14 protein-coding genes are annotated in these 15,737 nt (G+C 51.2%); 13 read left to right on the top strand and 1 reads right to left on the bottom strand.

The annotated features are described in order from the left end of the window. The first annotated feature begins 41 nt into the window (after positions 1-41). From Enr17x_RS00410 to Enr17x_RS00355, 13 genes are all read left to right on the top strand, one after another. Positions 42-476: a secondary thiamine-phosphate synthase enzyme YjbQ gene (locus Enr17x_RS00410; RefSeq protein ID WP_145313873.1), complete on the top strand. Its 435-nt coding sequence runs from the start codon at positions 42-44 to the stop codon at positions 474-476. 2 nt (positions 477-478) lie between these two features. Further along, positions 479-718 (top strand): hypothetical protein, encoded by a 240-nt coding sequence (locus Enr17x_RS00405; RefSeq protein ID WP_145305284.1) that lies wholly within the window; start codon positions 479-481, stop codon positions 716-718. A 233-nt stretch (positions 719-951) separates the two neighbouring features. Then, entirely contained in the window at positions 952-1,797 is an 846-nt protein-coding gene (locus Enr17x_RS00400) for a maleylpyruvate isomerase mycothiol-dependent enzyme family protein (RefSeq protein ID WP_145305283.1), read from the top strand. A gap of 46 nt (positions 1,798-1,843) precedes the next feature. Then, positions 1,844-2,002 carry a hypothetical protein gene (locus tag Enr17x_RS29390; protein ID WP_198000879.1) on the top strand — a complete coding sequence of 53 codons (159 nt, stop codon included), beginning with the start codon at positions 1,844-1,846 and terminating at the stop codon, positions 2,000-2,002. Positions 2,003-2,221: 219 nt separating this feature from the next. Then, complete coding sequence (locus Enr17x_RS00395) at positions 2,222-2,623, top strand: hypothetical protein (RefSeq protein WP_145305282.1); 402 nt, start codon at positions 2,222-2,224, stop codon at positions 2,621-2,623. Positions 2,624-2,651: 28 nt separating this feature from the next. Then, positions 2,652-3,119: a DUF6314 family protein gene (locus Enr17x_RS00390; protein ID WP_145305281.1), complete on the top strand. Its 468-nt coding sequence runs from the start codon at positions 2,652-2,654 to the stop codon at positions 3,117-3,119. Positions 3,120-3,232: 113 nt separating this feature from the next. Further along, positions 3,233-3,817, top strand: coding sequence for a DUF421 domain-containing protein (locus Enr17x_RS00385; RefSeq protein ID WP_145305280.1), 585 nt, complete (start codon positions 3,233-3,235; stop codon positions 3,815-3,817). A gap of 75 nt (positions 3,818-3,892) precedes the next feature. Then, positions 3,893-5,005 (top strand): endonuclease/exonuclease/phosphatase family protein, encoded by a 1,113-nt coding sequence (locus Enr17x_RS00380; protein WP_145305279.1) that lies wholly within the window; start codon positions 3,893-3,895, stop codon positions 5,003-5,005. Between the two features lie 288 nt (positions 5,006-5,293). Beyond that, positions 5,294-6,520, top strand: coding sequence for an AI-2E family transporter (locus Enr17x_RS00375; protein WP_145305278.1), 1,227 nt, complete (start codon positions 5,294-5,296; stop codon positions 6,518-6,520). 132 nt (positions 6,521-6,652) lie between these two features. Then, positions 6,653-9,637: a redoxin family protein gene (locus Enr17x_RS00370; protein ID WP_145305277.1), complete on the top strand. Its 2,985-nt coding sequence runs from the start codon at positions 6,653-6,655 to the stop codon at positions 9,635-9,637. An 85-nt stretch (positions 9,638-9,722) separates the two neighbouring features. Then, a complete protein-coding gene (locus Enr17x_RS00365) occupies positions 9,723-10,070 on the top strand; it encodes a PadR family transcriptional regulator (protein ID WP_145305276.1) in 348 nt (115 codons plus the stop codon). Position 10,071: 1 nt separating this feature from the next. Then, positions 10,072-11,049, top strand: a complete 978-nt coding sequence (locus Enr17x_RS00360; RefSeq protein ID WP_145305275.1) for a carboxypeptidase-like regulatory domain-containing protein — start codon at positions 10,072-10,074, stop codon at positions 11,047-11,049. Between the two features lie 87 nt (positions 11,050-11,136). Beyond that, positions 11,137-12,408: an alpha/beta hydrolase gene (locus Enr17x_RS00355; protein WP_145305274.1), complete on the top strand. Its 1,272-nt coding sequence runs from the start codon at positions 11,137-11,139 to the stop codon at positions 12,406-12,408. A gap of 6 nt (positions 12,409-12,414) precedes the next feature. Here Enr17x_RS00355 and Enr17x_RS00350 read toward each other — a convergent pair whose 3' ends face one another. Further along, positions 12,415-15,477 carry an outer membrane protein assembly factor BamB family protein gene (locus Enr17x_RS00350; protein WP_198000878.1) on the bottom strand — a complete coding sequence of 1,021 codons (3,063 nt, stop codon included), beginning with the start codon at positions 15,475-15,477 and terminating at the stop codon, positions 12,415-12,417. Positions 15,478-15,737 lie beyond the last annotated feature (260 nt).

Here is a 15,737-nt window from a genome sequence, read left to right as displayed (position 1 = left end):
CTCTCTCCGTTTCGAAAAACCATTGCAATAAGAGCAGGAAGATGAAAACACTCACCGAAGAACTCTGGATGGACATCCCCAACCGCCGGCAGATCGTCTCAATTCACGACGACGTCGAACAACTGGTCTCAGAAAGTGGCGTCCAGGATGGCCTCGTGCTCGTCAACGCCATGCACATTACTGCCTCGGTCTTCATCAACGACAATGAGCCGGGTCTGCATGCCGACTACGATCGCTGGCTGGAACAGCTGGCTCCCTTCGATGCGGGCAGTGATCCCAGCTCCGGCGGGTATCTGCACAACCGGACGGGCGAAGACAACGCCGATGCCCACCACAAACGCCAGATCATGGGCCGCGAAGTCGTCGTCGCCATCACCGACGGCCAGCTGCACCTGGGACCGTGGGAACATATTTTTTATTACGAGTTTGACGGCCGTAGACGAAAACGGATATTGGTGAAGATTATCGGGGAGTGAGAATGAGTGGTCAATTTGACAACCCCTACAAATTTCCTGCAAAAGTGCTTGCTAGCCTTCGTCCCGGATACCTGACTGTATCTATTTGGTACGGGCTCGGCATGACTGACGGAGGCATACCGCACGAGGTTCCAATTGATGACATACCTTTTGACCTTCGATTGCCGAATTCGGAATTCACCGCGATCATAGATCCGACGAATGGTCGAATCATTGGTGTCGAACGTTATATTACCGAGTAATAACTGTGACAACGAAATTCAGTGTGTGACACAATGTGCCTGGGGAACTCGATTTCGCCCAGTTCGTTCGTGGGATAATTCTTGCCGGTCGGTCGGAGTGTCAGGTTGATTTTCTCGATGCAGGAGCCATAAGGCTGGTTATCACCGACAAAGTCCTGCGAACCTTTTCTTGACACCGATGTCGAACAAGAACACGCTCCTTTCATCTCAGTGACAGCGAAGGAACCTCTACGATGAGTCAGTCGCCTATCATCGCCACCCCGCTTCTCGAGGATGTCCTCGACGAGTTGCACACCCTTTTGCGATCCCTGAGACCTGATGAATGGCATCTGCCGACCGTATCATCGAAGCGGTTGGTTCGAGATATTGTCGCTCACCTTCTCGATGGCAGTGTGCGGCGACTATCCATGCAGCGAGATCGTTATACTTCGCCACCGCCGAATGGCCCCAATCGGGGTGAAACCTTGCTGGACTATTTGAATAGGCTGAACAACTCATGGGAACAGGCAACTCAGCGGCTCAGCCCTAACGTCATGATCGATCTACTTGAAGTAGCGGATCGGCAATACGTTGAATTTTTCAAAAGCCTCGACCCGTTGGGGCAAGCATTCTTTCCCGTTGCCTGGGCAGGCGAAGAATCTTCTTTGAACTGGTTTGACGTGGGCAGAGAATACACAGAAAAATGGCACCATACACAGCAGATCTTTCTTGCCACGGGGCGAGAGAGCACGATTACTGAAAGAAGACTGTATCACCCGTGCCTGGATCTGTTCCTGCGAGCATTACCTTACACGTTCAGCGACAAAACGGCCTCGGAGGGAACGAGCGTTGTTATCGAAGTGACTGGCGCAGCCGGTGGGCGATGGCAGATTGTTCGGACGAGCGACCGTTGGGTTCCCTCTGACGCAAGCAATACTGACCCGATCGTGCATGTGACCATCCCACAGGATTGTGCCTGGCGCGTATTCACAAAGAGGCGAACGGCTGACGAACTCCTCGCACAGTTTCCCCAGATCAAAATAAATGGTGAAGACGCTTTGGGTCGCACTGTTCTCGAAATGGTTTCAGTCATGGCATAATCGGCTTCACTGGAGACTTGACTGCCTGAACTATCTGCACAATCACATGGCGAAGAAGACGGCACTTGAACTCATCAAGAAATATCATGTCGTTCGCTGGTCATGGTGGGAGATCCGGGTCCAAGATTTGGATAGCCAGGAATGGCCGGAACACGTCGGCTACTTTGGCAGACGGGGCGGTAAACTTGCCCGCCCCCCCCTGTGAAAAGTGTGTTGCTGTTTTCAAGCAGGAAAGCGACACGTAACGATTCAGGAGACAAGGGAGAAAAAACTATATTAGAACTTAACAAACATTCCAAGCACACTCAGCAACCCATAAACAGGAGAATCCTCGTTCAACGATCAGGAACAAAACAACCGACTGCCGTCTTCCATAGAAATCATCGTCGCGCAATCGCTGCGTGAGTTGCTCAGTCAGACAGAGGTGGATTGTGTTTTCACCGAAACGGCTGATTACAGGCGATTAATCAGTGCCTTAAACTTTTTCATTCCCGAGGTCCTTGTTGAGATCTATCCTGAATGGAAATACCGGGCGCTGGATGACCTGGTTCCACGAAAAGCCAGACGAACCGGCGAATGGGAGGCGATGTTGTTTGGACTCTGCTATCTCATGACCAACCAACGGCTGGTTCCTGTTTATCTTCGAGTTCAGATCCAGGAAAGTATGGATCGCGTCAACTGGTTCGAATGCCGGGTGGGAGAACAAGGCCCGCATGGAATGCTGACTCGTACGAATCGAACCCTTGAGAAACAACTGATGCGCTTACAGGGACAGGAAGATCAAATTGACTGGGCGTACTGGGTAACGTATGGTGAGAAGCTCTGATTCCGTAACACAAGGTGAAAGCATCCTCATGAATACGAACTTAGATCTACCAACGCTCTGGAAGCAGTTGGCGGCTGTCAGGTCGCTCAGGTTCACGGCGCAGTCGTTTGATTCGGGCAGTGGCTGGAATGGAACGGGGACTGGCACCGTGAAAGTTGAGATCTCTCCTCCGGAAACGATGTTGTTTCATGAATCGGGACTGTGGTCACAGCAGTCTGGAAAATCGCTCCCGTTTACAAATATCTATCGCTGGTGTGCTTATCCTGACGAGAATCGGTTACGTCTGGAGCACCTGCGGTTCGGAAGATCGAATCCCGTTTTCCTCTTTGATTTACAACAGAAGTCAGACAACCAATGGGAGTCGGTTGAACCTCATGTCTGTAGCGAAGATCTGTATTCTGCCACCCTGAGCCTCGAAAACGACCTGTTGTCACTGGACTGGACGGTCAAAGGTAAAACCAAAAACGAGCGTATCGCTTATGTATACGCTAAGTGAACCGGTTACCTTTCTGAAAAAAGCATTTTCCTGATTGGCACGCAATATGCTTACTGTTGAAACAGTGTTTGTCTTTTACTCAAACGGCTGTTTCAAAATAGAAAAGCGAGTTCATGTTTACGAAGTGGATTACGGGGCAGTGGAATGAGATTCCGATGGTGCTGTTGTCGTGTCTGGTCACTTACAGTCTGATCCTGGTTTACACCCGCGTGACCGGCCTGCGGAGTTTTTCCAAGATGTCGGCGTCGGACTTTGTGATGACGCTTGCCGTCGGCTCGATATTTGCTTCCATCATCTCAATGTCGACACCCTCAGTCGTGATCGGATTGACGGCGCTGGCCAGTCTGTTTTTCGGGCAATGGCTGTTGGCATTACTCAGGCTGAAATTCAACTGGTTCAGCAAACTGGTCGATAATGAGCCGCTCTTATTGATGCATGGCAGGCACATGCTGGAAGAGAATCTGGAAAAGGCAAATGTCACACGGGCCGACGTCTATGGTAAACTGCGTGAAGCAAACGCACTGAATTATGATCAGGTGCTGGCGGTGATCTTTGAAACGACTGGAGATATTTCAGTGCTGCATGCAGATGATCCAGAGATCAAACTGGAGCCAGACTTTTTTCAAAACGTGATTGGCTCCGAACGTCTGCTGGAAGATCATGAAATCGAAACAAGTTCGCTTGCCCACGTGAGATAATTTCACGCGGGTTTCAGGCCTGATAGAATACGAACGGAGATTCGTCAGTCTTACAAAATCAACTGGAATAGCGCTGTGGATCAGAACAACGAATCGACGAGCAACACATCAGAATCGAAGACGGATGCTCCCCTTTTCCGGTGGGGGTATTGGATCGTTCTTGCGCTGTGCGGTATTGCGTCAGCGACGGCATTTCTGCCTTTGTTTCCCGTAGACTGGTGGTGGGTCCGCATCGGCGATTTTCCTCGCGTGCAACTGCTGATTTTTTATCTGGTTCTATTGCCCGCCTTGTTTCCCTTCAGAAAGAAAAAGACTACTATTATAGCGTCAATCGTACTTGGTGTCGGAATCGGCATTCAACTGTTCTGGATCTTTCCCTATCTGCCGATCGCACCGCACGAAGTCGAATGGGCTCAGGCAAACGATCCAAATTCCCGCCTGCGTATTTTATCAGCAAATGTTTATCAGGAGAATCAAAATTCCGGCGCCCTGCTCGAACTGATTCGCCAGGTACAACCCGATGTGATTGTGCTGTGTGAAGTCAACGAACGCTGGATCAGGGAACTGACTCCCCTGGAAGAAATGTATTCCTACCACCTGACGCACCCGCTTGAGAACACCTATGGCATTGCCCTCTATACGAACCTCACTGTTGAAGAGGCGCAGGTACGGGCGATGGTGAAACAAGAGATCCCTTCGATTGACGCACAAATCAAACTTCCTTCCGGTCAGAAAGTACGATTGTTTGCCGTCCATCCCAATCCGCCGCGACCGGGAGAAGACACCACTAAGCGTGATGGAGAACTGGTACTCGTCGGACGTGAAGTCAGCAACGATCAAAGTGCGATCGTCCTCGGCGATTTGAACGACGTCGGCTGGTCGCGGACGACGAACCTGTTTCAGGAAGTCAGTGACCTCCTCGATCCGCGAAAAGGGCGTGGGCTGTATCCCACTTATGACGCAACCTCATCTATCTGGCGTTATCCACTGGACTATTTATTTCATTCGGAGGATTTCCGTGTCATTGAAATCCGCATCCTGCCTGAGATTGGCTCCGATCATTTCCCCCTGTTACTGGAACTGAGTCATGAACCAGAGGCTTCTGCCTCACAGGAAGCACCCCACCTCGATGCCGGCGACCAGGAAGATGCTTCGGAAGCTGTCGACAAAGCGCGAAAATCAAATTGAGATCCCGAAGAGGTCTGTTTCCCGCTTTTTTGACTCAAATCCTGAACGATTGAGGGCCCAACGCGCAAGCTGAACGGTCAGAGACCACTTTCCTTTGGAGCGTGAACTCAAAAACAAGTGTTTTCAGCAAAGCAGAGGTAAAATTTCTAGTTTGAATCAGTTCCATTATTTTGGCACACCCTTTGCGAATTGTTATCTATCACCAGGATTATTTCCCAATCTAAACTCCGCAGGCCCCTGGTGCAGGGAAACACTTTATAGCCCTGACTTGAATGAAGCGAAAACAAAATGAATCCTGATGAAAATCAAAGCAATCCATACTCGGTGATTCTCCGGGCAATCACGATCCTGGCAGTACTCGTCGCTATCGCAGCGGGTCTCGTGATCACGTGGGAGCTCGTGCTCACGCTTTTTCTCGCGGTTTTGTTCGCCGTCTTTCTGAACCATGCCAGCCTGAAAGTGAGCCAGTTACTACCTCTCTCTCGCAAAGGGAGTCTGGCGGCGGTCGTGGTGGCTTTGCTGTCTGCATTCATTGGCGTCAATACATTTTTCTTTACACAGATCAATCAGCAGATTGAGCAGGCAAATCAGGAAATTGATCAGGGTGCACAGAAAGTGCATCAGTGGGCTGAGCAATATCCGTCAGTCAAATCGGCAATTCAGTCGACACCCTTTCTAGCTCAGATTTTACAGCCCGGCCATTCAGATCCGTCAAAACAACATTCGGATTCGACCGCGAAGTCAGACAAACAGACTTCAGAAAAAAATCAAGCGGAAAAGACGGCATCCGACAAATCGTCTGCATCCTCGAAGCCGAATCTGAATTCTTTGCCACAGCCCGCAAAAAAAGCAGCCTCGCTGGTGGGGCAGATGTTTAAAACCACGTTCGGATTGATTGTTAACAGTCTACTGATCTTTTTTGTTGGACTGTTTCTGGCAGTATCGCCGCAGTCATACCGGGATGGCACGGTGCTGCTGGTGCCTCCGGCGCGCAGGGAACGTATTCGCGATTTAATGAATCAACTCAGTGAGACACTCTGGCAGTGGCTCGTCGGTCGATTTGCCTCCATGCTGGTAACTGGCCTGGGAGCGTCAGTGCTGCTGTTCCTGATTGGCGTTCCCATGGCCGGGACTCTGGGTCTGATGACGGGGCTGCTGACTTTCATACCCAACATTGGTTCGTTGATCGCTTTCCTGCTGGCAATTCTGGTGGCATTATCGAACAGCCCGATGACGGCCGCGCTGGTTGTCCCCACGTATGCGGTGTTACAACTGGTCGAGAGTTACCTGGTGACTCCCTTGATTCAACAAAAACAGGTTTCGCTTCCACCAGCACTGTTGATTTCCTTTCAGGCCATCATGGGTGTCCTGTTTGGTTTCCTGGGCGCCGCCGTCGCTTCGCCGCTGTTGGCAGCCAGTAAAGTTTTGGTGGAAGAACTCTATGTGAACGATTATCTGGAAGGCCAGAAATCATCGTCACAACAGACGTTGGACAACACCGATCAGGCGGCGTAGCAACGAGAACAGACTCTTTTTGATATTCTGTTTGACATGCAGACCAAACGTTCATAAAGTGACTCTTGTCGACACTTCGGCACTTTTCCAGTGCAAATTCTGCTACTCTTCTCCTGTTTCGTGGAGCGCCCCATGCGAATCAGCCCGTTGCCAACAGTTATAATGACAGCCTCTCCCTTACGCACACGTCTCGTATTATTGATCGTTAGCATCTCGATCTGGGGAATCGCACAACTACCGGCGCAGGAAAAAAACGCAACGAAAAACAGTATCGATTATGAAACTCGAAGCGTGGAATTTCATGTACGCGACGAACACGGTAAGCCCCTCGAAGGAGCGAAGCTGTTTGCGAATCTCGTTTATCTTGACAGTTCTAAAAACACCAAAATCTCCAATTCCAATCTGGTTACGAATTCCACAGGCATTGCCAAATATAAGCTCTCCCATCACGTCACCGGCCTGCGACTGTGGGTCAGCAAGCCAGATTTTGTTCCCGAATTCGTCGATTTCGATAAAGGCCCACAGGGCGAAGTGACAAAAATTCCCGATTCATTTGAATTTCAACTCGCCCGGGGAACAAAGTTAAGCGGGATTGTGATCAACGAAAGTGGGAAACCGATTCCCAATGTGACTGTTGATGTAAGCGAAGAATTGGGTCCAAAGGTCGTGAGGACTGGTGATCCCCAAGCCAGGATTAACGTAGATGCCACTGCCGTGACTGACAAATCAGGAAAATGGAAGATCACAAACGCACCCGCTAAACGGGCGGGAGACGATTTTCAATTCCTCCTTAAGTTGACACATCCCGACTATCTTAGTGATGCGGAATGGGGAGGGCTTCAAACTCAGCAACATGTCACCACCACCATGCTGAGAGACGGCACTGCTAAAATTGTCATGCATCAAGGCATTGCCGTAAAAGGGACGGTCTTAAATACCGCTGGAGATCCCATCACGAAAGGCATCATTGTCTGGCACGACGAACCGTACTATGGCCCTACGGTGCATGAAGTGGAAATCGACGAGCAGGGACATTTTAAAACCATTCCCCTCCCGCCGGGAAAACACCCCATCACAGTCGTGACTCCGGGCTTTCAACCGATCCGTCAGATTGTCAATGTGGGCAAATCCATGGACGACCTCACATTCACGATGAAGCCGGGAAAAACGCTCACACTGAAGATTGTTGATTCCCACGGCAAACCGGTCCCCAAGGCCCGCGTGAGTCTGAGGGGATGGCGCGGTGCAGAATCATTGTATAACTGGCGACATTCGAATGTACTCAATTCCCGGATTCCTACACGTGCCAATGAAAACGGCATCTATATCTGGGACTGGGCTCCCGATGACGGGGTCACTTATTTGATCTCTGCCCGGCCCTTCGCTTCGAAAGAGGTAACACTGACCGCCAGAGAAACAGCACATGTCATCAAACTGGATCAGCCGCTGATTGCGACAGGGAAAGTGACTGATGCGCAAACGGGAAAATCAGTGAAACACTTTCGCGTGATCCCCGTCATTGAATTTCGTCCGGAGTTTTTGTCGACCTCGTTTCAAAATACCGTACCGGGAAAAGAGGGCCAGTATCAAATTATGTTGAATGGCGGCATGCGTGACCGTCGCCACCTGATTCGCATTGAAGCCGACGGTTATCGATCGGCAATCAGTAAAAATTCATTCGGACTTGGTGAAGGACCGGTCACTCAGGACTTTTCTCTGAAACCGGCAAAGCCTCGTACAGGAAGGGTCGTCGATGGTTCAGGTAAACCGGTCTCAGGTGCAACGGTCATTGCAGGCACCCCCAGCATTGTCCCGATGATGCAAAACAACGAATTCGACTGGAGTGGAATTCCCCTCAAAACATCTTCTGACGGCCAATTCCAGATTGCCGCAACGTTCGAACCAACCCGCATTCGTGCCCTCCATAAATCCGGCTTTGCAGAAATCGTTCGACAACCAGACGAAGACATCGGGACGATTACTATACAACCCTGGGCTCAAATTTCCGGCAGATTATTCCAGGCAGGAAAACCGGTCCCGAATCAATTGATTCTATTTAAGACAGTACAGGACCGAAAACTGGGAGAACCGCGCTTCCAGGATTCCTTTCATACGCAAACCGATGCAGAAGGTCGCTTTGAATTCAAGCGTCTGCCTCCCATCGCGGGTGCCGTGCAGGCGTATCTGGGCCCCTGGGAGAATTCGCCACTCACGTCCAGTCAATCGATGCCCCTCGATCTCCAGCCGGGCGATCATAAGACAATCGCTCTCGGCGAGACGGGAGCCACTCTGAAAGGGACCGTCGTGGCCACAGGTAGAGGCGAAGTTGAGTTGAACAAAAACTGGTCGCTCAATTATCTGATCCGCCGTGATGGTGGCATACCTCTGCCGAATGATTTTCCGGAATTGAGCTTTGATCCCAAAGGCCCTGTCCAACCAGCGTGGGGTCTCGATCCGAATTTTTACAGCTGGCTCAAAACGCACCAATACTATTTTGTCAAACTCGCCCCCGAGGGCCAGCTGCAAATCGGCGGCGTCCCACCGGGAGACTACGATCTCTTATTGCGCTTGTACGAACAACCCGCCGGTTGTCTGGTGGAAACCATCGGGGCAAAAGTGATCCCCGTCAATGTGACTGCAAACGATATCAAATCGGGCACGAAAGACCTGGGTTTGATTGAAGTCCCCTGTCGTGTCGGTCCCCGCGTCGGACAATATATGACTTCCTACAAATTCACCGATACCACAGGCCGAGAACATACCATCAATGACATGAAGGGGCGCTATGTTTTGATGCAGGTCTGGGCCAGCTGGTGCGTTCCCTGCCTCAAAAGTATGCCTGATATCAAGGCGACGGCGGCACAGCTTGCCGACAAACCCATCACATTCGTCGGTTTGAATATTGATCAACGCCCCGCCGATGCGGAAATTCTCGTTGAGAAAAACCACTGGGACTGGGCACAAAACTACCTCGGTGCTCGATCCGATATGGCACGACAGCTCGCCATCAGTTCCGTTCCCATCTACTACCTGATCGGACCGGATGGGCGTCTTGCAGCTTCCTCGAACAAGTGGCTTGAAATAAAAGAAACAGTCGAAGCAGCACTTAAACAGTAGTTGAAAATACAAATCATAAGTTTTCCCTTGACATTCTAGGGGAGCCCGGCAATACTCTTCCCTAGACATTCATGGGGAGACGAATATGGCCGAAAAACGAAAAGCCGATTTGCTGCAAGGCACGCTGGATATGTTGATCCTGAAAAGCTTGCTTGATGGTCCGCGACACGGGTATGGCGTAGCGAAATGGATTCAGGTCACGACCAAACAGGCGTTACAAGTTGAAGAAGGGTCGCTGTATCCTGCCTTGCATCGGATGCAGAAGCGTGGCTGGATCAAGTCGGAATGGGGCCTCTCCGAAAGTAATCGCCGTGCGAAATATTATCAGTTGACGGCTACGGGCCGGACTCAGCTCAAATCGGAAGTTCAGGCATGGTCCCACTTAGTGGATGCGATCAGCCTGGTATTAAACTCGAATCTCGCGGAGGCCTGACATGCTTCGAAACTGGATTCAGACCCTGTTTTCTTATCTGCGTTTGCCACTGATTGCACACGCAGATCGAGAGATGAATGAAATCCGCGAAGAAATTGCCTTTCATCTGTCGTCCAGTGCGGAAGAAAAATGCGAAGCCGGCATGGATCAACAGAAATCACAGCAGACGGCTCTAGAACAATTTGGCGACGTCAATTCCGTCGTTCAGGATTGCTGTCACGTCTCCCTTTCGCGACACGTTTTCTGGCATCGGATCCATCAGATCCTCACGCTGGGTCTGATCTGTGCCGTCGGATTCCTGTTCTGGTTTTACACACAAAACAAATCCGCGACGAACTCTGATCTCGCTGCGCTCGCTCCTTCAGGGTATTCGCTGGCAGAAACGAATGGAGTCATTCGGGGAACGGTCGTTACTGATCGTGGGAAACCGGTGAATGCGGCTCATGTCCTGGCCGTCGTCAAAACCTGGCCACCCAATGGATTCCGGCAGAATTCCTATACGGCAATCACCCATGCCGACGGAACGTTTCTGATTAAAAATGCGTATCCACCACAGCAGGACTATGAAGTCCAAATCGCAGCACTCGCCGAAGGCCATCTGCTGCAGTCAGAATATATTTCCATGCGCCAAGGAAGCCTGAAACCGGTTCGCTTCCAGTTAAAAGAAACCGCGCCGTTTGTTCTGCGGTTCGAGTCCCATGATGGCACGCCCATCGCGGGCGTCAGCGCGTTTCCCTTCGAACGGGTTGACAAAAATGGTGCTGAGCACTGCGTATATTTCTGCAGTGCCGAACCAATTGTGCAAAAGTCGAATGCGACGGGAACAGTTTCGATGCCCCATTTTCTGCCAGGCGAACACGTCACCGTGTATGTCCGCTTTCCCGACAGCGACTGGCAGACCCGGCAACTGGTGGTTCCGCAGAAAGCAAATGAACTTGTGCTGACTCCTTCCGAAAACGATAAACTCGACGACGGATAATCATCTCCAATCTCTGAATTTTGAAAACTTGCCAGCTTATTGCGTAAAAGGTACGCGCAGAAACTGAGAAAATAAAAGGAACCGACCATGCAGCAACTGACACGATACGCGATGTTTTTGACAGCTTTCATACTACTCCCTACCGGATTCGCTTTTTCGGAAGAAGCAAATGTGTTGTTGAAAGACAGCTTTGAAAAGGGAAAAACAACACCCGATGGCTGGAAGAGTGGCGCCAATCTGCCGGGAGTCAGATACGTATATGACAAAGGACGCGGGAAATCAGGCAAACGCAGCCTGTCATTACAAAAAACCGCACGACGTTATTTTCCGATCGCACAGTGGTATCGAATTGTGCCTTATAACGGCGACTCAAAAACGTTGCAGATTAAATGCCAGGTCCGGGCCGAGCGGACCACCAAAGCCATCATCGATGTGCAGTTTCTCGACGCAAATCGATCCAGTCTCGGTCACGAATGGGCCAGCTATATCGGCGTAAAACAAGCCGGCGATGCCCCCGCGAATCATAACTGGAAAGAATATTCCGGTACCGTCTCCATCCCCGAAAAAACAAAGCAGATTGCCATCGCACTGCAAATCTACGGGCCCGGAAAAGTCTGGTTTGATGATCTTGAAGTAAGCTTCGCTGGTTCCACCCCAACTGCGAAAGAGACAAAACCAAAAAATGAAAAGGCCATCGAAGTTAAAGCCGGAAAAGGGGTCGGCCAGTATCTGTTAGTTCCCCCTAAAGCCAAATCCGCTGCGGAAAAAGAGCAGTCGCTACTGATCGTACTCCCCGGCGGCGATGGTTCGGCTGACTTCCATCCGTTCGTAAAACGGATTCATGAGAACGCGCTCAGTGAGGACTTTGTCCTGGCACAACCGCTGGCCAGACAGTGGACGTCCAATCAAAAAATCGTCTGGCCTACGATAGACAGCAAGACTGACGACATGCAGTACAGCACCGAAGAACTGATTGAGGCGGTCATTGAGGATGTCAGCAAAAAATACAAAATCGATCCCCGGCGCATTTACCTGCTGGCCTGGTCCTCCGGTGGCCCAGCCGCCTATGCGACCGTGATGAAAAAAGAGACTCAGGTCAATGGTGCCCTGATCGCCATGTCCGTCTTTAAACCAAAACAGCTGCCTGACCCGAAGAACGCCAAAGCACGCAGCATATATGTGTTGCATTCGCCTGACGACAAAATTTGTCCTTACTGGATGGCGCAAGCCGCTCAAGAAACACTCTCGAATGCAGACGTGCACACAACTCTGGTAAACTATCCTGGCGGTCACGGCTGGAAAGGGAACGTGTACGCCAATATTCGACAGGGTATCGAATGGCTGCAGAAATCAAAATGATGCGGCTTAATGTGTTGCCTGCGTTTCCAACGCGAACCAGGACTTATTCAGGTAACTGCAACTGCAGGCTGCGGACGCATCGGGAACCAGCACCAGCCCGCCGGCAGGAATCGCATTGATCCAGCAACCCGGGCGGACGCCTCCGTAGTTTTCGATGCTGCTGTTTTTGTTGAAATCGAAATACCCCAGCGTCGCCGACCGGAAGAACATCATGTTTTCGCAACTCGCCAGAACACCGCAGCCGTAGGAACGTTTAAAATTGAAAGGCTGCGGCTTGCCCGTTTTCAAATTCCAGGCGCCCCCTTGTGCATACACGGTTTTCCCATTAATCAACGGGCGAGAACTGTAATTCGCTTTCGCCTCCCACGTTTTCTCGCCAGTCGTACTATTGAAGACACTTAATCGTCCCCCTTTTTCCGAGGAGAGTCGGAAACTCGTCGGTTGATAGCTCATCAGCAGCGCGTCATTCTCTGCACTGACGGCAATCATCGTGCCGTAGATATCTTCTTTATTTTTCCACAGCACATAACCATCGTGAATACTTAAGCATAGTAACTGACCGGTGGCATGTTTGGCGGTTTTGGGAATCGGGTTGCGTTTCGATTCTTTCGTGCGATCAAAATCAGCCAGCGGACGATCAATCAGATAAAGTTTCTCGTTGGCAATCGCAATCGCATTGTGACGGATTGAATCTTCAGAATCATACTGCCATTTCAATTTTCCGGTTTTCGTGTCAAAGGCAAACAATCGGTTTGATTCGGTAAGTTGCTTTGTCATATCACCCGTCGTGGCACGATAGCGATACGCGACGACATGGTTGGGATCAGCGGCCGAGCCGATTAACATTCCGTCATGCCAGGCAATATAACCCCAAGGCTGTTTGTTTGCCTTTGCTTTGGGGTCTTTGGCTGGCGGGACTTCGAAGATATGCACCACTTTCCCCGTGGCGGCGTCCAGTTGAAAGCAGCGCTGCTCATGCCGGATAAACACAAAATCGCCGCCCAGACAATAATTGCTGCCGGTGCCCGAAGCCCCCATCAGTTCGTCACCATCATAAGCGACCAGCACACCTTCAATCTGGAATCGCCACAGTTCATGTCCGTTATAAGCATCCACGGCGATCAGACCATCATTGCCTTCATGAAACAGACGCCCTCTCGAAAACAATGGCGCCGGCCCACGACCATGGCGGGAGGGAATCACAAAATCAAAATCCCGATACCATAACATGCTGAGCTGGCCGTTAACCAGTTTGTCATTACTGCACAGCGTGTTCGCCGCGTCTGCATACTGGTGCGTCCACTCGCCGGCCCCTTGAATGGCACCCCGCCGTTCGATGTTCAATTTACCCGGTTTTCCATAACAGACATACCCGCCGTACGGTCGCTGCAATCGTTTGAGTTCCTGCATGGGAAGCCCGTTGCTCCCCTCTGAAACCGATCTGCCGGAGACCACCAGGTTCGCGACCTTGTTTGGCCCATGCGTCTGATCAAGCGGACGCTGCAACACCATGACCCGCGATCCATACACGCCCGCCTCAGTCAATTTCTGACGTGCCAGCGCCACCAGCGTCGGATCCGACTCAACAGCAACAATCCGTAACTGCGTCCGGTTCGCCAGCTCATAAGCCAATGCACCATCACCGCAACCGACGTCAAAGCAATATCCTTTGTCGATCTTCGTACGTTCGACAATCTCAGCCGCCACCTTGGCGGCTGCGGAATCGGCGGGATACGGTGATGTCACTACCTGTGCTTTGTTGTTTTTCGAAGCCAGGGATTCTGCTGCGGAACCAAAGGTATAAACGTTGCCCCGATCGGTACTCACCACCAGATGAGAATCACTGGCCGCCAGACCGTAGGCCACGCCTTCCACGGGTGTTGACCAGAGCGGCTTACCCGCTTCCAGATCAACCAGATCGACAAACCCATCAGAGCCGGACACAATTTTGTCCCCCGCAATAATGAGCGCCGCACTCGGGTGAGACTGTTTAACTGCCCAGACCTGCTTGAGTCCTTTTGAGCGGACCAGCTTGCCTTTGCGATCCGGGTTTTCAGTTTCCACCCATTGATAGCGTGTTATTTTTCCTTTGCTGGCTTCAACCAGACCATCGGGTAAAGCCACCGTCGGGCCACCTGATGACTTAGCAATCGCTGCACCGTCGGCTGCTTTGAAAACAACACCACTATTCAAAAACAGATCGCCGGCAACAATTGTATCGCCGCCCCCCTGAGCCCGGTTTTTCTGCAGGTGAAAATACTCGAATTTTCCGCTCAAACGATTCATCGATGCCGGAACCGCGCGTCCCGCCGGTACCAGCAGATGATCACCGGCGACTGCCAGATATCCTTGCGCAGAAATGCCGCTGTTGGCATTCGCCCCCCCGTGCGGCTGAGGCATATAAATCTGGCCGGAGTCCGTGTTCGACCAGATTGGCTTCCCCGTTTCTGCATTCAGGGCATATAGATAAATTCCATCGCTGGGCCAGATCCCCGCTGCATAATAAACCACGTCATTGACCACTGCTGCCGCACCACGGGCCGGCCACTTGGATATCACGCGCTCATTGCCCACCGCCATCTGTGCATTCGGTCCGCCTCTGTGTTTCCAGAGCATAGTTCCATCATTAACACGCAATGCATAAAGAAAACCGTCATCACTGGTCACCAGCAGTCGATCGCGCCAGGCCGTTGGTGCAAAACGAACGGGGCCTTCAGTGAAAAATTCCCATATCGGTTTTCCCGTGTTCAGATCCAGTGCCTGAACCTTCCCGGACACACTATCGCCAAAGAAAACCCGCCCCTCGGCAATCACACAATGATTCACACGGTCATAAGTCAAGCGCGTACTTCGCGGCCAGGCGGGCTGCGGTGAATGTGCGGCTTGATGACTCCAGTGCAGCGCAAGTTTTTCCGGAAGACCGTCCGTCGTGAATCCACTGCGTTGTGCGTCGGCCCGGTACGTGGGCCAGTCAGCCGCACTGAGAGAAAGCGCCGTCGAAAAGATCCCGACACCAAGCGTGACAAGAAATAATAAAACGCCTGCTGCCCGATTGCGAATTGCTCTCATGATCTTCATTCCTAATGCCCTCTACTATATCGGCTGACCGCGTCAAAGTAAACGTGCCTTACAGAAGTGTACCACCATGCCCGGCCTTCTGAAACAAACCAAGGGAACAGAATCTCATACTCGCACAAGGATTACTTTTTATTGAACTTGCTGTGAATAAACCGTGAAATTTCGCAGTTAACATTTTGGAAATCGGCCGATCCGGTTTTTCTTTTTCAAGAACCTTCGTCAGAACAATCTTTTAAACAATTAAAAGATAT

The sequence above is a fragment of the Gimesia fumaroli genome (genome assembly GCF_007754425.1).
Classification (GTDB): Bacteria; Planctomycetota; Planctomycetia; order Planctomycetales; family Planctomycetaceae; genus Gimesia; species Gimesia fumaroli.
The sequence above is the reverse complement of the archived record's forward strand: the minus strand, read 5'-3'. Positions and strand labels throughout refer to the sequence as shown.